Source organism: Campylobacter troglodytis, assembly GCF_006864425.1.
Taxonomy (GTDB): Bacteria; Campylobacterota; Campylobacteria; order Campylobacterales; family Campylobacteraceae; genus Campylobacter_D; species Campylobacter_D troglodytis.
The window spans coordinates 1-18,756 of record NZ_QHLI01000003.1; the positions used below are offsets into that span (position 1 = coordinate 1).

Sequence of the window (18,756 nt, forward strand, 5' to 3'; positions counted from 1 at the left end):
TTTTTGAATTTTTTCACATTCTTTAAGGCTTAAAATTCTAATATTTTTGATTATTTTATTGATGCTTTGGCGAGAATTTTTGCTTAATTTTGCAAGTTTAGAGGCTTTAATATTTTGCATTTTTAATTGCTTTAATATCAAGGTTTCCCCAAAAATTACGAGTGCGTAGCACGAAGTAAAAAATACTTCAAAATTCTTTAAATTTAGCCTTTGAAATTTTGAAATGATTGATATACTTGTTTTTCATCTTATAAATCATAATTTAAAACTCATTTGTTTTAGTTTAAGTTGGATTGAACCTTTATTTATTGTTAAATCTTTTGTATAGAACGCAACAAATGCCTCTGTGCGATAGTTTATATCAACATAATCGAGGTTTGTAGCATACTTAAGAAACTTGTTAATTAACCGCACACTTTGTATTCCCCATTCTATTTTGTAAATTTTACCACTCAACATATCATAATCCAGCATATCCAAATTTAACCCATAATACGCCAACATTTTATTATATTTTTCCTCTCCATTTGGTAAATTGTTCAATTCACACAATTTCTTAAACTCAAGGTAGCTAGGCTATAATACATAGGGCGTATAATATAGCAAAATCCCTATGAAATAAATTATCCACACTATACAAATAAAGTCAAAATAATCTTTTTAGGTTTTAGGTGTTTTTTTATTTGCATATTCATTTTGTGACTCTTATTGCAAATGTAAATACTTTAGATTGTTTGCGTTGAAACAAAAGTTTGAAACGATTTACAAAGTTAATGGTGCGTTGGGATAGTGTGTCTGTGGCTAAAACATTTTTTGTATTATTATTTATTGTGCTAACCGTAAAAATACCTTTTTCTATAATTTTATCTTGCATAAATCTAACTTCTATGCAACGAGCGTAAGCACTGTTTATTTTATCCACATTTTCATTGTCAAGTGTAATTTTATCTATTTCACTCGGTTTGTCCCATTTGTTAAAATCAAATACAAAATCCAACATAGTATAACTTATATCTGCACAATCTGCGTAGTCTTTAATGTTATCAATTATCTTTTTGGCATTACTCATATTTACACACTCCTTGTGTTGTTTCCACATTTTTCACATCAAAAAGGTTATTTTCGTATGGTATGTGATATAGTCGCGAAGTCCTAATTCCTCCTCCCTCACAACCATCAATATAAAGAGCAAAGTATTTTTGTATATATCTTCTTGCTTGATAACTTGTATCTTATTGCCGTTGTTGTCTATATATAAAACAATGTAGCCTACTATTTATATTCTATTATACTTAGTCTTCATTCTCAAGCTCTCAACCTCCAATAAAAAATTATTTGATAATATGTCATTTTTTGTGATGGTATAGCTCCAACACCAAGCTAGTGCGATATGCCAATCTTTTATGCTTCTGCATATAAGTCCTTGTCAAATATATAAACTCCGCTACATTTTTCACACAATTTATCAGCTTTATGAAATTACCAATCTACAAGTTTCTTTGAAAAATTTGCAATGACAAATAAAGGGGCAAATACTAATACAAAGATGATGAGCATAATCTTTGCTGCACTTTTTAGTTTGAGTTTAGCCACATTTTACCCTCAAATGCACAATCTAGCATTGCAAACACCATAAAATCGCTTTAACCTATCCAAACTTATCCATTCTCTTAAAAGTTAGAGACTATTAAATCCAAACAAATTTTAAAGCACTTGAAGTATGCTAGTATTTAACCCCACTTCCTTTTCCTTACTCTCATCAATACCTCTTACATAATCTTTTTGTAAATCAATAAACCTTCCATAGCCATATTTTATCTCAGCCTTGTTTCGTTTTTCTTTAAGCATTTTAGCAATAAATTTTGGCATCTTTTTAGGGATTATTAGTATGTATTCATAAATGCTATAAGAAACTCTTATACTAAAAATTCTATAAGCAAAATATGCCTTATCATAAAGTTGTGTTAATGATTCTAGCATAGCTTTTAAGGCATTATTTGTAGCTAAATCATTTAAAGAATCATCCTTGCTTATAGCTTCAAAATTAATATCTAAAAATTCATCTATTTTATAAATTTGGCGATTGATACTTTTAGCTAAAATGACCTAGAATTTTTCCTAAGCCATTTGAACAAAATTTTATACAAATTTTCATTCTTAACTTTGACATTAGTTCTAAATTCAGTTTCCTTTAAGTGCGTGAGAAATTCACTTGCCGTGAAAATGGCTTAATCTAGCCTTTGCAAAGCCCCTTTTGCTTGCAGTTACGAGTGCGTAGCACGAAGTAAAAAAATTCACAATTGTTAATATGATTCCAACCATTTGCAAGCTAGTTTGTGCTATGCTTTACCCTATAGTGAGCCTTTGTGCCTTCTTGCAAAGTTACAAGACGCGTAGCACGAAACAAAAAATCAACCAAGTATTCATTTGAAGCTTTTGTGTAATTTTCACTTTATTTAAGCTCTGCAAAGTCCCTTATGATAGGCAATAGCTCTTTGGTAGAACAATATTTTACGACCTGCATATAAACGCTAAGCTAGCGTTTAGCATTTCTTCTAGTATAGTTGTGAATGCGTAGCATGAAATAAAAACATAGGTGTCTTTTTTACAGCTTCACACCCACGCTTTTCCCTTACTCTTTTTGCACCAAAGTAGCTCTCACCATCTTTGATTTCACCTTTTAAAAAGCTTCTCACACTCTTTGATGGTTAAAATTCGAATTTTTTTGAAAATTTTGAACAAACTTTGATTGCGAATTTGACAAAGTAGAGCATTTTTTTAGCCTCTAAATCAAGTCTTCCCCAAAAATTGCGAGTGTAATGACACAAAAAAATACTTCAAAATTGCCCTAAATTATATCTGTGAAATTCGGAAACAAACTATGTATTTATTTTTCATATGTATTAATCATAATCTTAAGTTATTTATCTGAGCTTAAATTTTGAGTATAACTGTCTTTAATGTGTGTCAATGTAAGAAATTTTAAGATAGATTTTCCTTTCAAATTCACAAAAGCAAATTTAAAAGGAATACTAAATTTAGTGGCAACCACAACCCCCACTTCCACAACCACAACCTCCGCCGCCGTGATGATGATGCCCATGATCATGTCCTCCGCAACCGCAGCTATGAGAGCCAGCCACTATACCTGTTAAAAGCTCATCCTCAGTAGCCTCTCTTGCTTCAAGTAGATTGAGACTAAAAAGTAGATCCTTGCCTGCATAGGGATGATTGTAGTCTATGGTAACATTTTCATCGCCTATATCCTTGACGCTTACTCTCACAGTAGCACCGTCCTCACCCTCGCCAAAAAGCTCCATTCCTACCTTTAAATCAATGCCTGCAAACTGTTCCTTTGGCAGACTTTGAATGGCACCCTCATCATAATCACCAAGTGCCTTGTCCTTTTTTATGATAACATCGGCATTTGAAGGGCAATCAAGCTTTTCAATCTCACTTTCAAGACCGTCTAGGATCTGTCCCTTTCCAAGTATGAAAGATAGAGGTGCGGCGTGAGTGTTGCTCTCTAAAAGCTCACCTGAACTTGCATCTTTAAGCTCATAATACATAGAGACTACCGAATTTCTTGCTATTGGCATAGTTTCTCCTTTTTTTAAAATTTACTTAAATTAATGATAAATTTAAGCCTTGATTAATTTTACAGTTTAAATTTTAATATTCCTTGCAAAACTTGAATTTTTAGTGCATTATTTACGGTTTGGTGCAGCTTTTGCCTCTGCACTTTCTGGATAATCAGCCTTTAAAGCCTTATAAAAACCATTTGCCCTTTTTGTATCACCAACCTTATCAAAGCTTATTGCTGTGTGATATAAAAGCGTTGGCATATAATCTATCTTCTTAGAATACAAAGAAACGCTTTTTTGATAAGAAACTATGGCACCAGCATAATTTTTTTGCTTGTATTCTATCTCGCCTAAGTAAAAATGAGATCTTGCTGGCTTGAATTTTTTACCTACTAGAAATTCAAATTTTTCCTTCGCAAGTGCTAATTTGTCCTTGGTTTTAAATTCAGCCAAGGCTAGTTTTAAAATTTCTTCTGTGCTTTTTTTCTTCCAAGTATCATCTTTTTTCACTGTTTGTGTTGAATTTGTGTCTATATTTGTAGCATTATAATCTAAATTTAAATCCTTGCCTATGTAGGCACTCATAAGCTCGTTAAGCTCTCCTAGAATTTGTTTAATTTGTTTATTATTTGCTTCTTGGGTTTTGCTCAAATTTTTAAGCTCTTCGTCTAATTTTTTGACAGTTTGTTCAAGCTCCTTAAGCTTGGTATTGGACTGACTATATTGAGAATTTATGCCCTCTAAGGTACTTTGTAGCCCCTCTACCTTCTCGGCTGTGGCATCGAGTTTGGAATTTGCTTGAAGATAGTTGCCATTTAAGACATCAAGTCTATCTTTTAAGATCTTTTCATTTGAGGTTAAGCCGTAACTAGCACCGTTTATATTGCCAGCGTCAAAGGCTGAAACCTCACCGTAAAAAAAAGTAGCCCCAAAAAGAGCTACCACAAAAAAAGTCTTTTTCATTAAAGACCTGGGATACCGTCAAGCTTAATTTCTGCACGGCGATTTTTAGCATCGCATTCTGGTGTTTTGTCTGTGCAAACTGGCTTTGACTCACCAAAACTTTTTACTGAAACTTGCTTTGCATCCACTCCAAGCTTAACCAAGGCTCTTTTTACAGAATTTGCCCTTCTTAAACCAAGAGCTTGATTATACTCATCAGTTCCCCACTCATCGCAGTGTCCCTCAACAGCTATCTTAACTCCGCCTGTTCTACCCTTAGCCAAACCAGCACCAGCATCTATGACAGACTGTGCTTCTGGCTTAATGTCATACTTATCAAAGTCAAAGTACACAACAGGTCCTCCACTGCCAAATCCAGCACCAAAGGAATCAAGCCCACCAGATGCACCACCACCAGTAGCGTTTGCCTGATCAGCACTTTTTACACGAGTATTACCACCTTGAGGGGCACAACCACTAAGAACTATCGCAAACAATGCAATAGAGACTAAGAGAATTTTCTTCATCTTTTACCTTTCAAAATAAAATTTAACGAGAAATATTTTAGCATTATTTTTATAAATATTAACTAAATTTACCAATCAATAGACAAAATTTTACCCAGTTTTAATGGAAAATGAAAGCTCTTGTTTGCATTAACTCTAATTACACCAAGTGCTGTTTGGGAACCAAAATACTTTATAAAGACTATGCTTCCTCCATCGCTTGAAAACCTTGGAAAGATGTTTTTTCCATTTGCTGTAAGCTGTCTTATATAATCACTTTCTGTGCTCATTAAATATATATTAAACACCCCTCTTTGATTTGGCTCTCTGCTTGAATACACAAGATAGTTTTTGTAGGTTGAAACCGAGCTATTGTTTTTGCCGTGAAAGATAATTTGCTGGGCATCGTTTGCCCCTATGCTTTGCAAGAAGATATTAGGATAGCCTAAACGATCAGAAACAAAGACTATCTTTTGATCGTTTTCTATAAACTGAGCTCCCACATCAATGCCAGAATAAGAACTTACCTTTTGAAGTGTCTTTTTTTTAAGATCATACACATAAATATCAGGCTGATCATCAGGTGCCATAGTAAGCAAAAGCTTGTTTTCATCCTCGCTTACATCGCTTGCTACTAGCATACCCATACTAGAAATAATCCTTGCTGCCTTGTTTGAATTTAGATCATATCTATACAGAGTGGGAATGCTTTGATCATAAGCTGTGTAATAAAAGGCACTTTGTTCTTTATTTGCCCATTTGGGAAACAAATTTAAGCCCCCACCAACCACCACAGTTTGATAAGTTAGTGTATAATCTGCCATTATGATCTGGCTCTTACCAGAGCCATTAGCCCTTGCTATTAAAATTTTGTGATCCATCCACTCAACAGGAGCAAGCCCCAGATCTCGCACAGATTCCTTTATACCCTTGTGAGCTAGGAAAGGATACTGCTCTATCTTATTTAAGGCATAGGTCCTTTTTGATTTTTCAGCACCATCAGCCTTAACTGTAACATTTAAATTTAATTTATTTCCACTTTTACTAAGATCGTATTCAAGTACATAATTTCCCTTTTCATCTCCACTTTCAAGCACCTCGAAATTTGAACTGACCCTTAGATCATTTAACATAAGATTATAAAAATTTATTTTTAGGGTAGGATCCTCTAAATTTGATAGATCCTTAATGATGATCTTAGGAAGAACTTGTCCTCTATTTACTATATAAAGAGCATCTTCTGCAAGGCAAAAGGTGATTAAAGCAAGGGCTAAAAAAAATTTTTTCATGTATTTTCCTCTAACATAGTAATAAGCTCATCGCTTAAAATCGCACTGCCTTGATAGGCTTGATTATTTGGCGGAATGGCGATGTATTTGCCTTGTAAATTTTCTAAAAAATCCATAACCTTTTCGTCAAATTCAGCGTTATAGCTTTGATTAACAAAAGTATATTTAAAAATTCCGTTACTTTCAATTATAAATTCAAACTCAGCCTTAAAATTTCCATTTTTTTCATACAGAGTCCAATTTTCCTCAAATTTTCTTCTCAAAGTGCCTAAGAATTTATCATATAGCCCTGTTTGTTGCTGAGTGGCACTTTCTCCTACCTTTTCATCTTTTTTGGCAATTAAATTATCATTTAGTTTTTTATTTTCTTCTTTTTTTGCCTTTGTTGTAGTTTTTTGAGATTTGGCTGAGGATTGAACCTTTGAGCTTTTTTCTTCTTGAAATTCTTTTATATTTCCAAACAAGGAATTTATATCGCTTGCCTTTTGTGTTTTTTCTTCTGTTTTGATCATTTTATTTGTAGTTTCCTTGCTTTCTTCTTTAATTTCAATCTTTTCTTGCAAGGGCTCAGGAAGCTGTGGACTTGGTGCTTTATACTCGCCAATTTCAATATCTATAAAGCTATTTTCAAGATCTGTATATTTTACAAACACCTTGCTTTCTTTATTTACCTTATAAAATACAAAAAATATTAGCCCCATATAAACAACAAGAGCCAACAAAAATGCATTAAAATAACCTATACCATAATCTCTCAAAGCTCACTCCGTTTGTAAAGAAACCTTATTAAAGCCTAAATTTTTAACAGTTTTTAAGACAAAGATCACATCATCATATCTTAGATCCTTATCTGCTCTTATAAAAACAGGCTCATCTAGCTTAAAGCTTGATTTTAAGATTACAAGATTATCCGCAAAACCTGTGTAATCAAATTTTTTATCATTGATAAAAATTTCTCTTTCTTTGGTGATACTAATAATAAGACTTTTAAGGGTGGCTGAGCTTGAACTTTGCTGCGAGCCTTTGGGTAAATTCACATTTTCCTCATAGGTAATGCTTGGTGTAGTTACCATTAAAATAGCAAGTAAAACAAGCATTATATCAACAAGTGGAGTTATGTTAAGCTCTGGTTTTTCTTCAAGAAACATCATTAAGAACCCAATAATGCCTTGATCTCATCGTCTATTATGTAGATTAATTCAAAGGCTTTTCTTTTGATAACAAGATGAAAGCTATAAGCTGGAATGGCAACTAAAATTCCACAACCAGTAGCAACAAGAGCCTCGCTAATCTTAGGAGCAATTATGCTAAGTGAGGTTTGTGTGCCAAGTCCGCCAAAGGTTTCTAAGATAGATACAACAGTGCCAAAAAGTCCTATAAAAGGACTTGTGCTAGCTATTATGCTAAGCCAGGTTAGTCCAACTGTGGCTCTTTTTTCCGCAGCATTTTTGTAAATTTCTAAGTGATTTTTTTCAATTTGAGAACATCTTCTAAGAATGGAAGCAGTTTGCGAGATGTCATTATTCCCCATTAGCAAATGCTCTAAACTAGCCTTTTCCTTTGCTGTCCAAACGGACAAGGAAGTAAGCCTTGCAAATAGTATGCTAAAAGAAAGAATGAAATAAAAAGAAAGCCAAGCTAAAACTATGTAGGTAATTAAGCTTGACTGATTAAAAAAATAAAAAATACTTGATAAATCTATCATTGATTTATCATTCCTATTTTATTTTCTTTTCAACTTCTGCAAAAGCTAGAGACAAGGAGGCATTATCAGAGCTCATAGAAAGAATGAGATCCTTGGCTTTTTCTAAATTTTTTGCTATTTCGCTTTCTTCTCCTGTATTTATAGCCACAGCACCCTTGGCTAAGACTGTAATCTTAAATTCATTCACCTCAGCATAACCAGAATCAATGGCAACTAATTCATGCTTTGAATCTGTTTTTTCTATATCAATGACCCCAGCCTTTAAAGAAGATATCAAAGCAGCATGTCCTCTTAGTACTCCAAATTCACCCTCACTTCCAGGCAAAACCACACAAAGAACATCGCCTTGATATATGATCCCAGTAGGTGTAACTATCTCTAAGTGTATAGTGTTGCTCATCACTGACCCTTGCTATTTTCAGCCTTAGCTATAGCTTCCTCAATGCTACCTACCATATAAAAGGCATTTTCTGGCAAATGATCATATTTGCCCTCTAAAATTCCCTTAAAACCTGCTATGGTATCTTCTAAGGCTATATACTTACCTGGACTTCCTGTAAATACCTCAGCAACAAAGAAGGGTTGAGATAAAAACTTCTCAATCTTTCTTGCCCTTTCAACAACCTTTTTATCCTCTTCACTCAACTCATCCATACCCAAAATAGCGATAATATCTTGTAGGTCTTTATACTTTTGAAGAACAGATTGTACCCCTCTTGCTACCTTATAATGCTCCTCACCTATAATATTAGGATCAAGCATCCTTGAAGTAGAACCAAGAGGATCAACAGCTGGATAAATTCCTTTTTCTGCAATGCGTCTTTCCAAAACAGTTGTAGCATCAAGGTGGGCAAAAACAGTTGCAGGTGCTGGGTCTGTCAGGTCATCGGCTGGCACATAAACAGCTTGCACTGAGGTTATTGATCCTTTTTTTGTGGAGGTGATTCTTTCTTGTAACTGTCCCATTTCGCTTGCAAGTGTTGGCTGATAACCAACGGCTGAGGGAATTCGTCCTAAGAGTGCTGACATCTCAGAACCAGATTGAGAAAATCTAAAAATATTATCGATAAACATCAACACATCAAGTCCCATTTCATCTCTAAAATACTCAGCCATAGTAAGACCTGTTAAGGCTATTCTATTTCTAGCACCTGGTGGTTCATTCATTTGTCCGTAGCATAGGGCAACCTTATCCAAAACATTACTTTCTTTCATTTCGTTATAAAGGTCATTTCCCTCTCTAGTTCTTTCTCCCACACCAGCAAAAACTGAGTAACCACTATGCTTGAAAGCAACATTATGAATAAGCTCCATAATAACAACGGTTTTACCAACACCAGCACCACCAAAAAGTCCTACCTTTCCACCCTTTGCATAAGGCGCAATGAGATCTACCACCTTGATGCCTGTTTCAAAGATCTCACTTTTTGTGCTTTGTTCTTCAAAGCTTGGAGGATCTCTATGTATGCTCCATCTTTTGTCAGCCTTGATCTCTTCTCCCTCATCTATTAGATCGCCTACTACATTAAAAATTCTACCCAAAACCTTTTCGCCCACAGGAACTGTAATAGAATCTCCCGTAGCTTCAACGCTTAAACCCCTTGTTAAACCATCTGTCATATCCATAGCTATGGTGCGAACTCTATTATCGCCAAGATGTGCAGCAACCTCTAAAACTAATTTTTGTTTTTTGCCCTCTGCCTCAAAATTTACAGTTAAGGCCTCATTTATTTGCGGTAGGTAATCTTTAAAATCAACATCCACAACCGGTCCTAAGACCTGAGAAATCAAACCTTGCATTTATATCTCCTTATTTCATTGATTCAACACCGCTTACAATTTCAGTAAGTTCAGTGGTGATGCTTTCTTGTCTTGCTTTATTATAGGCCAAACTTAGCTTTGCTACCATTTCTTTGGCATTATTTGTTGCACTATCCATAGCCTGCATTCTTGAGCTGTGTTCAGCAGCCAAAGAATCAATGAGAGCAAAATACATACTGTATTCAAAATATGTTTTAACTAACTCATTCATAAGCTCATCATCTTGAGGCTCCATGTCTAAGGCTGAATTTGATTGCATTTGCTCATCTTGAATTTGTATAGGATCAACAGGAATTAAATGATCTACTTTAAGCTCTTGTGAGATCATATTTTTATAGCCATTATGGACAATAAACACACTGTCAGTTACTCCTTCTAAATAATCTTTCACAGCTGGATTGATAACCTCGCAAGCCTTTTCATAATCGGGACTTGAGCTTAGATTAAAATAGCTTTGTAAAGGCTCTATACGTTGAAATCTCAAAAAATCAATACCCACCTTGCCTATAGCTCTTAATCTCACATTGACACCTTGTTCTTTGTATTGTTTTAGCATTTCCATTACTGTTTTAATGGTCTTAATATTAAAGCCTCCGCAAAGTCCCTTGTCTGCTGTTATAAAGATAATATCAATCTGCCTTAGTTCCTTTCTTTGCTCAAAAAGTTCAAATCTTTTATCATCAGGCGAGATCTTATTAATATTTAAAGAAATATCACCTAGAACCTCTACTATTTTTTGGGCATAAAACTTAGACCTAGTGGCTGCTTCTTTTGCTCTATTGAGCTTTGCTGTTGAAACCAGCTTCATAGCTTTGGTAGTCTTTTGAGTGTTATTTACACTCTTAATCTTCCTTTTTATTTCCTTTAAACTTGCCATAATGTATCCTAAATATGACTTGCTTTATACTCTTTTAATGCTAAAGCCAACTTTTCTTCCATATTCTTGTCTAAGGCTTTTTTTGTCCTTATTTGCTCAAAAATATCAGAATATTTTGTCTCTATATAAGAGTAAAGTCCGCTTTCAAATTCACTGATCTTATCAACCTCAATGTCGTCCAAATAACCATTTGTTCCAGCAAAGATTAAAACAATTTGATGTTCAACTGGCAAAGGAGAATAAGGAGGCTGTTTAAGCACCTCAACCATCCTTCTTCCTCTTTCAAGCTGCTTTCTACTTGCCTCATCTAAATCGCTTGCAAACTGAGCGAAGGCTTGAAGCTCTCTATATTGAGCTAGATCCAGTCTAAGATTTCCAGAAACTTGCTTAATTGCCTTAATTTGAGCTGCACCCCCAACACGAGAAACCGAAAGTCCAACATTAATAGCTGGTCGAATGCCTGAGTTAAATAGGTCTGTTTCAAGGAAAATTTGTCCATCTGTAATAGAAATAACATTGGTGGGAATGTAAGCTGAAACATCTCCTGCTTGAGTTTCTATAATGGGTAAGGCTGTAAGTGAGCCAGCTCCAAGCTTATCGCTTAACTTACTTGCTCTTTCAAGTAATCTTGAATGTAAGTAAAATACATCGCCCGGATATGCCTCTCGCCCAGGAGGACGACGTAAAATCAAAGACATTTCTCGGTAAGCTACAGCATGCTTTGATAAATCATCATAAATGATCAGTGCGTGGCGGGCATTGTCTCTAAAATATTCACCCATAGTTACACCGGCATAAGGTGCTATGTATTGCAAGGCAGCAGAATCAGAAGCGCCTGCATTTACAACTATGGTGTAATCCATAGCTCCATTTTCTTCAAGCCTTTTTACAACCTGTGCAACCGTGCTTTGCTTTTGTCCTATGGCCACATAAATACAAATGCAATTTTGTCCCTTTTGATTGATTATGGTATCTATGGCAACTGTTGTTTTTCCTGTTTGTCTATCGCCTATGATTAATTCTCTTTGTCCGCGTCCTATGGGAACAAGGGCATCGATTGCTTTAAGTCCTGTTTGCAAGGGCTCATGAACACTTTTTCTAGCCATAATGCCCTTTGCTTTTTCTTCAACAAAGCGAAATTCAGTGGCATTGATGGCACCCTTTGCATCTATGGGCTCACCAAGAGCATTGACAACTCGTCCTATAATAGCATCTCCGACAGGCACTTTAAGTAATTTTTTTAGCCTTTTTACAGAGCTTCCTTCCTTTAAACCCTCTCCCTTACCTAGAATAACAATACCAACACTTGCTTCTTCAAGATTAAGTGTCATTCCCTTTTCGCCGTTTTCAAATTCGACCATCTCGCCAGCCATAACATTTTTAAGACCATAAACCTTAGCAACACCGTCTGCGACAGAGATGATTTTACCAGTTTCTTCAATTTCAAGATTTAAATCAAACTTTTCAATCTTTTCTTTGATGATAGAACTAATTTCATCAGCCTTGAGTTTCATTGAATTTCTCCTTTATAGTGTTTTGAGTATATAATCACTCATTTTTGTTTTAAGACCTTGCATAGAAAAAGAAATTTCATAACCTAGCTCATCTAGGCTAATCTTGATACCTTGCATATTTGTAATTTGATTATCTAATTTTATGCTTACATTGAATTTTTTACTTAATTTTTGCTCTAACTCTGTGATCTTATCTAAACTAATACTATCTTGTGAAAACACGGTACCAGAATAAAGCTGTTCCTTCAAAGCCTTTTGTTTGCGAAGTTCCTCTACAATTTGAGGTATTAAATTTAATCTTGAATTATGAGCCAAAAGTCTTATGAAATTCGTAAAATTTGGAGTAGTTTTTTCAAAAAAAGACATAATAATATTAAGCTTTTCTTCCTTTTTAATATCATAAGAATTTAGAATAAGTTTAAATTTATCCAAAGAAAAAGCTGGAACAAGTTTTAACATTAACTCGTAAAATTCATTTGCATCATTTCTGGTTAAAATAGCCTTGGCATATTTTTTAGCAATTAGATCTTCCATTAAGAAACCTTTTTAAGCATAATATTGAGAATATCATCTTGTTTAAGCTCGGCTTCTTTGCTATCAAAAACCTGACTTAAAATTTTAGCTACAACTTCTTTTTGCATTCTTCTTTTTTCATAGTTCTTTTGCTCTTCAAAGTGCCTTTCTAATATTAGTATGTCGCTTTTTGTCTCATCTTTAATCTTTTGACTTAGAAGTTCAGCCTCTTTTTTAGCAGTAGCCACAGCACCAAGAGCTTCTTTTTTAGCCTCTTCTATCTTTTTCATCATTTCTAATTTCTGATTCTTACTTTCAAGCACCCTTTTTTGTATATCTTCCAATCTAGAAGCGATCTTTGATATACGGTTGTTATAGAAATTCTTAGCAGGATTTGCCAACAAATAAAATAAAATAGCAGCAAAGATAAGAAAATTCACAGTCCTAGGAACTATATCATAATCACCAGAACCACCAGCAGCTAAGATCGCAGTTGGTAATATAAAAAATACTATAAAACTTTTCTTCACCTTCAATCCTTTTAAATATTTTTCAAATTATTTCTTAATGCTTCTTGCCACAAAGGCAAACGAAGTTTAAGCTCTTGTTCTAATTCTATTCTTTGCTTTGAAAGTTCTGTAGAAAAAATTTCCATTTTTTGCTCTAATTCCACTCTTTTTGCTTTGATCTCTTCCTCAGCCATATTCCTTGCTTCATCTAGGGCTTTTTGCTTGATCTTAGCTATCTCATCTCTTGTGCTTTGCTTAATCTTTTCAAACTCCTCATTAAAGCCTGACATTTCTGCTACATTTTGCCTCACCCTTTCCTCATCGCTATTTATGGAAGAATTTCTTTCGTCTATGAATTTTAAAAGTGGTTTATAAAGTAGAGAATTTAAGATAATCATAAGGGCTAAAAATATGACTAGGGTTGCCAACATAATGGAAAAATGGACATCATCAAACATTAAAAATCCTTTTTATGCAAAAACAAATTGCATTTTCAATGAAATTATATTGTAACATAAAATTAACTAAATATAACTTAAATTTGTAAATTTTTTATTGCAACAAATTATTCAACTGTTTAATTTTATCCACATCGCTTAGGCTTAAGGTGATTTGAGCCTTTTTTATCTTATAGCTTATGTCGAGTTTATTTAATCTTTTTTTAAGTTTTTCTAGTTCTTTTTGTAGATTTTCATCTTGGATCTCAGTAGCATCTTCATCCCTTTTGACCCTTTGTATCAATCTTTCTGTATCTCTAACATTTAATTTTTGCCCTAAAATAGTATCCAAAACCATTTTTTGATCATTTTTATCAAGTCCTACTAGCATTTTGGCGTGTCCTTGGCTTAACTTGCCATTCATTATAAGCTCTTGAGTACTCTCATCAAGCTCTAAAAGTCTTAGGGTGTTTGTTATTTGGGGGCGGGATTTGTGTATGTATCTAGCTAAGGCCTCTTGGGTTAAATTTTGTGCGTCTATGATTTGTTTGTAGGAGTGTGCAAGCTCGATAGGATTTAAATCCTCTCTTTGAATGTTTTCTATGAGGGCTAATTCTCTGAGTCTTTCCTCATTTGCATCTAAAATAACAGCCTTTATATCGGTGTTTCCAAGCATTTTGCAAGCTCGAAGCCGCCTTTCGCCAGCAATTAGCACGAAATTACCATCATTTTGCTTATAAAGCACCACAGGTTGAATAAGTCCAAATTCCTCTATGGAAGCTGCTAGCTCACTTAGAGCCTCCTCATCAAAGCTTTTACGAGGCTGATAAGGGTTTGGGGTTATTAAATCAATGTCAATGTTTTGCACATCGCTAACACCTATGCCCAAATCCTTACTATAAGCCTCAGCAGCCTCACCAAGTAGGCTTTCAAGCCCTCGTCCCAAAGCCCTTCTTTTTGCCATAAATTATCCTAAAATAGAATGGGCTAGATTTTGATAAGCTATTGAACCAGGGGATTTAATATCATATAAGATTATAGGCTTACCAAAGCTAGGACTTTCGGCTAACTTGACATTGCGAGGTACTATGATGAAATCCTCCTCATCATCCAAACGAAAAAGCTGTTCCTTGAAATTTTGCTTCAAATCTTCTACCGTGTCGCGTGAGAGATTGTTTTGAATGCTAAACATAGTTGGCAAAAAGCCACGAATTTTTAGCTTTGGATTGATCGATTTTTTGATGATTTTAATGGTATTTAGCACCATAGCCACACCCTCAAGCGCGTAAAATTCACACTGAATTGGAATTATCACGCTATGACTTGCCACAAAGGCATTTACAGTGATGCTACCAAGTGCTGGTGGGCTGTCTATGATGATAAAATCATAGCTATTTTTCACCTCTTCTAATGCCTTTTTAAGTATGGTCTTCATCTTAATGCTATCTTCTTTTGCCAATTCTTGTTCTATGCCTACAAGTCCTATGTTTGAGGGTGCTAGGTGTAAACTTGGTAGCTCTGTTTTAAGGATAATATCTGCAAAGTTCTTTCTGCCTGTGAAGATATGGTATATATTATACTCATAGTTGTTTCTATTAAAGCCAAGTCCTGTGGTAGCATTTGCTTGTGGATCCACATCAATTAAAAGCACCTTTTTTTCAGCAACTGCTAGGCTTGCTGCTAAATTTATTGCCGTGGTTGTTTTGCCAACTCCGCCTTTTTGGTTGGCAATCGTAATTATCTCGCTCATCTTAGACTATATATCCTTTTGTTTTGGTATAAAATCGAACCATCATCACAAAGCAAAACGCTATTTAAAGGCACTTCTTTGCCCTTGTAATGAAAGCTATACATTTTTGATTTTTGAAATTCTACCATATATTTTTCAAAAATTTCTTTCCAAGAAAGATTTTTTTCAAGCTCTTTTGCAAAATCCTTCACCAAGTCCTCTAAATTCACGCTTATATCAAGTATGGCTGCATTAGGCGGTGCAAATTTCACATTTAAACCCAGGCTAATTATTAGAAAATCATTGATTTTAGAGCTCATCACTCCGCCTATTTTTTTATCATTTATGTATAAATCATTTGGATATTTACACCACACAGCAGAGCCTTTTGCTGCCAAAACTTCCTTAAAAATAAAGGCAAAATAAATGCTAGCTGATGATAAAGGCAAGTCAGAGGCTAAATGCTCGCACTTTAAGCAAAAGGACAAATGCAAATTACCCCTCTTGCTTTGCCAGGCATTATCCCTGCTACCCACACCGCTTGTTTGCTCCAAGGCATAAAGTCCAAAGGGTGCTTCAATAGTATTTTGGCTTGAATTCTCGTGCAAATTTTCATTCTTATTTTGATTTGATGGGCTTTGGCTTGGCGAATTCTTAGCTCCACCTTGTCCTAAGGCATCCTCAAGCCCTATTTGACTCGAAATTTCACATAATGCCTCACCCTCACTTTGCTTTAAATAGCCTTTAACCTCGCCCTTTCTCACCTTTTTGCACAAAAAACTATGAGTAGAGTCTATCTTTTCAACACAAATTATCTGCATTTTTGGCCTTTTTTAGTTTTTTGGTTTTGCTATTTTATGTAGTATTTTTTAGTTCTCAACACTTTTCAATGCTTTTTAAACAAAAAAAAATTCACAGCTTTCTTTACAGTAAAAATCTAGCTTGTGAGATTTTTGCCCACTGAATAATTTTATGAATTTTTGCCTTAAAATCCGTGAATTTTTAAAGAAAATTCACAAAAAAATTCACAAACAAAGCATTTTACAACCCTTGTAAAATCTTAAAATCATTAAAAAATTCTTTAAAGCACTCATAGCTGTACTTTTTGCCTTTATTTAAAACTTTGCCTTGAAAATTTATGCGTAAAGTGGTTTTTTGATTATCCGTGATTTGATAAGTAGGCAAAGATATATCATCAAATTTACTTACATCGCTTGAATGAAAGATATAATAGTGAATTTTAGCATTTTCTAAATCCTCATCATTATTTGAATTCGCAAACACCGCTATCCACACATAAAACACGCTTTTATCCATATCATAGCGGATTTTAGGGTGAAAGCTAAAACTTCGCTCATCTTGTTTGTTTGTAGGCTTTCCCTCGCTCGTTTTTACCTGTAAATACCTAGTGATAATGTCTAGTTTTTGTGTGCCACAAAGCTCACATAAATTCGTTACGCATTTTGCATTTTTGCCATCAAAATTGCTTTGTCTTATGAGTTGATTGCTAAATTTATTACATTTTTTGCAAAAATAACGAGAAATCACAAAATCAATTCCCTCATCAAGGTAGCCTCTATGCACTTGCCAACCAAGTGCGTGTAGCTTCATAACAAGCTGCATTTCACCGAAAATATGATTTGCTTTTTCTTTTCTTCTTGCAATACATTCATTTTTGCCCTTTTAAATTCACGCTAAAACATAGATAAATTCAAGCTTTATATAAAAATTAACATTACAAAATCCTAAAATTCACGCTCAAATTTGAATTTCACTAAACTCGCCTATAAATTTATCCATAGCCTCTTTTAAATTCAAATCCCTCTCAATGCCAACGCCAACTCTACCAAGCTCACTTGCCACCTTCACACTTGTGCCAAGTCCCGCAAAGGGGTCTAAAACCCTTTCTCCCTTGTAGCTAAACATTTTCACAGCAAATTCAGGAATTTCACGCGGAAAGGGTGCGGTGTGTCCTAGCACATTTTGCCCCTTGGAGTTAATTTTAATCACAGGATTTATTTTCTTAATATCCCTTCGCCAAGCGTAGATAAAGTCCTTTGAGATTTCATTGCCCTTGTTAAAATCCGCATTTTGCGTAAAATAAGTCTTTGCACTAAATCTCTTGCCCCTATTTGCCGCACTTCGCTCAAAGCACTCTAAATTCTTGCACTCCCAGCTTTTTAAGCCCCTCTCTGTGTAGGCATTTCCATTTACTTGCAAGCAACCACACACAGGGCAAGGATAGCGTCTTTCATCGTGGCGGTGCTTGTGAAAGATTAAAATATGCTCATAGCAGTTCATCGGGTATTGATAGTAAGGATAGGGCTTGTCGCCGTTTTTGTGCCTTTGGCTTTGAACCTCGCCCTTATCCCAAATAATATCATCAACAAAGCTAAATCCCACCTTTTCAAAAAGCGTGATGAAATAAGCCCCCAAGGGCAACCGCCTTTTACCCCAAGTGCTTGTAGTAAAAAGCTTGTCATTGTCAAAAATGTCGCCCACATTAAAAACAAATACGCGGTGATTATCAAGCACACGCCAGCACTCTTTTAAAATGGCTTCCATTGTATCTAAATACTCGCTTAAATTTTTATACTGTGCGTAATCCCTTGCGTTATAATATGGAGGACTCGTTACCATAGCCCCCACGCTTTCACTTTTCATTAGCTTTAAGGCATCTAAACAATCGCCCCAAATAATTTTGGCACTTGAATTTGTGGTGCTTAAAAAGTTTTCTAGCCTTGTGCCGTGCTTATATTTGCTTTGAAAAAGCTCTTTAACAAAGGCGTAATAGCTTTTTTCAAACTCATAAACAATCTTTTTTGTATCATTTAATGCGTAAATATGCTGAATGCGAGATTTAAAGGCATTTAGCTCGTTTTGGCTAAATTCTTGGGCTAGGTATTTTTCGCTTTTTTCTAAAATCGTAGTTAGATAATGCGTGGCAAAAATTTCTTTTGTTAGAGCTTTTTTGCAGGTTGTAGAACTTGATAAGTAGCCTTTAAATTCAGCATATGTTCTACTTTGCATTTGCTCTCCTTTGTGAATTTTGTTGAAATTTTAAAACCGTTAATTTTTATTAAAAGCCTTTAAAAAAAGCTCTATTTTAAAAACTATTGATTTGTCATTGAGTGTTCGCAAAAAGCTAATCATTCATAAATTCAAAGAATTTTCCATAAATTCGTGGATTCTTCGCTTTGCTCAGAATCAGAATAACAAATGAAATTTTGTCTAAAATCAATATGTTTTTGAAATAAAGCCAAAAAACGCAAACCTTGCTTAAAAATTCACAAAGCTTTGCAAATTTTTACCTTTTTTGTGAATTTGACA

General features: G+C 34.7%; 21 protein-coding genes and 2 pseudogenes. All 23 read right to left on the reverse strand.

Features of this window, described 5'->3' with window-relative positions:
• Nucleotides 1–111: pseudogene (locus tag DMC01_RS14640) on the reverse strand (IS1595 family transposase); the annotation flags it as partial.
• A gap of 580 nt (nt 112–691) precedes the next feature.
• Entirely contained in the window at nt 692–1,069 is a 378-nt protein-coding gene (locus DMC01_RS00995) for a hypothetical protein (protein ID WP_142692444.1), read from the reverse strand.
• Between the two features lie 635 nt (nt 1,070–1,704).
• Nucleotides 1,705–1,980 carry a hypothetical protein gene (locus DMC01_RS01000; RefSeq protein WP_142692445.1) on the reverse strand — a complete coding sequence of 92 codons (276 nt, stop codon included), beginning with the start codon at nt 1,978–1,980 and terminating at the stop codon, nt 1,705–1,707.
• Between the two features lie 608 nt (nt 1,981–2,588).
• Nucleotides 2,589–2,678: pseudogene (locus DMC01_RS16340) on the reverse strand (IS1595 family transposase); the annotation flags it as partial.
• 360 nt (nt 2,679–3,038) lie between these two features.
• Nucleotides 3,039–3,599, reverse strand: coding sequence for an FKBP-type peptidyl-prolyl cis-trans isomerase (locus DMC01_RS01015; RefSeq protein WP_142692447.1), 561 nt, complete (start codon nt 3,597–3,599; stop codon nt 3,039–3,041).
• A 108-nt stretch (nt 3,600–3,707) separates the two neighbouring features.
• Nucleotides 3,708–4,547, reverse strand: a complete 840-nt coding sequence (locus DMC01_RS01020; RefSeq protein WP_142692448.1) for a tetratricopeptide repeat protein — start codon at nt 4,545–4,547, stop codon at nt 3,708–3,710.
• Entirely contained in the window at nt 4,547–5,053 is a 507-nt protein-coding gene (locus tag DMC01_RS01025; RefSeq protein ID WP_142692449.1) for an OmpA family protein, read from the reverse strand. Before DMC01_RS01025 ends, DMC01_RS01020 begins: the two co-directional genes overlap by 1 nt.
• A gap of 68 nt (nt 5,054–5,121) precedes the next feature.
• A complete protein-coding gene (gene tolB, locus DMC01_RS01030; protein ID WP_142692450.1) occupies nt 5,122–6,321 on the reverse strand; it encodes a Tol-Pal system protein TolB in 1,200 nt (399 codons plus the stop codon).
• Complete coding sequence (locus DMC01_RS01035) at nt 6,318–7,079, reverse strand: TonB C-terminal domain-containing protein (protein WP_142692451.1); 762 nt, start codon at nt 7,077–7,079, stop codon at nt 6,318–6,320. Before DMC01_RS01035 ends, tolB begins: the two co-directional genes overlap by 4 nt.
• 3 nt (nt 7,080–7,082) lie before the next feature.
• Complete coding sequence (locus DMC01_RS01040) at nt 7,083–7,472, reverse strand: ExbD/TolR family protein (protein ID WP_142692452.1); 390 nt, start codon at nt 7,470–7,472, stop codon at nt 7,083–7,085.
• Complete coding sequence (locus tag DMC01_RS01045; RefSeq protein ID WP_427846085.1) at nt 7,472–8,026, reverse strand: MotA/TolQ/ExbB proton channel family protein; 555 nt, start codon at nt 8,024–8,026, stop codon at nt 7,472–7,474. Before DMC01_RS01045 ends, DMC01_RS01040 begins: the two co-directional genes overlap by 1 nt.
• A gap of 13 nt (nt 8,027–8,039) precedes the next feature.
• On the reverse strand, nt 8,040–8,426 hold the full coding sequence (gene atpC, locus DMC01_RS01050) for an ATP synthase F1 subunit epsilon (protein ID WP_142692453.1): 387 nt from the start codon (nt 8,424–8,426) through the stop codon (nt 8,040–8,042).
• Nucleotides 8,426–9,826 carry a F0F1 ATP synthase subunit beta gene (gene atpD / locus DMC01_RS01055; protein ID WP_142692454.1) on the reverse strand — a complete coding sequence of 467 codons (1,401 nt, stop codon included), beginning with the start codon at nt 9,824–9,826 and terminating at the stop codon, nt 8,426–8,428. The genes atpC and atpD overlap by 1 nt, the downstream gene beginning before the upstream one ends.
• A 10-nt stretch (nt 9,827–9,836) precedes the next feature.
• On the reverse strand, nt 9,837–10,724 hold the full coding sequence (gene atpG / locus DMC01_RS01060; protein ID WP_142692455.1) for an ATP synthase F1 subunit gamma: 888 nt from the start codon (nt 10,722–10,724) through the stop codon (nt 9,837–9,839).
• A gap of 8 nt (nt 10,725–10,732) precedes the next feature.
• Nucleotides 10,733–12,238, reverse strand: coding sequence for a F0F1 ATP synthase subunit alpha (gene atpA, locus DMC01_RS01065; RefSeq protein ID WP_142692456.1), 1,506 nt, complete (start codon nt 12,236–12,238; stop codon nt 10,733–10,735).
• Nucleotides 12,239–12,250: 12 nt separating this feature from the next.
• Nucleotides 12,251–12,772, reverse strand: a complete 522-nt coding sequence (locus tag DMC01_RS01070) for a F0F1 ATP synthase subunit delta (RefSeq protein WP_142692457.1) — start codon at nt 12,770–12,772, stop codon at nt 12,251–12,253.
• Nucleotides 12,772–13,281 (reverse strand): F0F1 ATP synthase subunit B, encoded by a 510-nt coding sequence (locus DMC01_RS01075; RefSeq protein ID WP_142692458.1) that lies wholly within the window; start codon nt 13,279–13,281, stop codon nt 12,772–12,774. The genes DMC01_RS01070 and DMC01_RS01075 overlap by 1 nt, the downstream gene beginning before the upstream one ends.
• An 11-nt stretch (nt 13,282–13,292) precedes the next feature.
• A complete protein-coding gene (locus DMC01_RS01080; protein ID WP_142692459.1) occupies nt 13,293–13,718 on the reverse strand; it encodes a F0F1 ATP synthase subunit B family protein in 426 nt (141 codons plus the stop codon).
• 94 nt (nt 13,719–13,812) lie between these two features.
• Nucleotides 13,813–14,661, reverse strand: coding sequence for a ParB/RepB/Spo0J family partition protein (locus DMC01_RS01085; protein ID WP_142692460.1), 849 nt, complete (start codon nt 14,659–14,661; stop codon nt 13,813–13,815).
• A gap of 3 nt (nt 14,662–14,664) precedes the next feature.
• Nucleotides 14,665–15,447: a ParA family protein gene (locus tag DMC01_RS01090; RefSeq protein WP_142692461.1), complete on the reverse strand. Its 783-nt coding sequence runs from the start codon at nt 15,445–15,447 to the stop codon at nt 14,665–14,667.
• Entirely contained in the window at nt 15,444–16,247 is an 804-nt protein-coding gene (locus DMC01_RS01095) for a biotin--[acetyl-CoA-carboxylase] ligase (protein ID WP_142692462.1), read from the reverse strand. Before DMC01_RS01095 ends, DMC01_RS01090 begins: the two co-directional genes overlap by 4 nt.
• 220 nt (nt 16,248–16,467) lie before the next feature.
• Nucleotides 16,468–17,037: a hypothetical protein gene (locus DMC01_RS01100; protein ID WP_246058929.1), complete on the reverse strand. Its 570-nt coding sequence runs from the start codon at nt 17,035–17,037 to the stop codon at nt 16,468–16,470.
• A gap of 147 nt (nt 17,038–17,184) precedes the next feature.
• Nucleotides 17,185–18,456 carry a DNA-methyltransferase gene (locus tag DMC01_RS01105; protein ID WP_142692463.1) on the reverse strand — a complete coding sequence of 424 codons (1,272 nt, stop codon included), beginning with the start codon at nt 18,454–18,456 and terminating at the stop codon, nt 17,185–17,187.
• Nucleotides 18,457–18,756 lie beyond the last annotated feature (300 nt).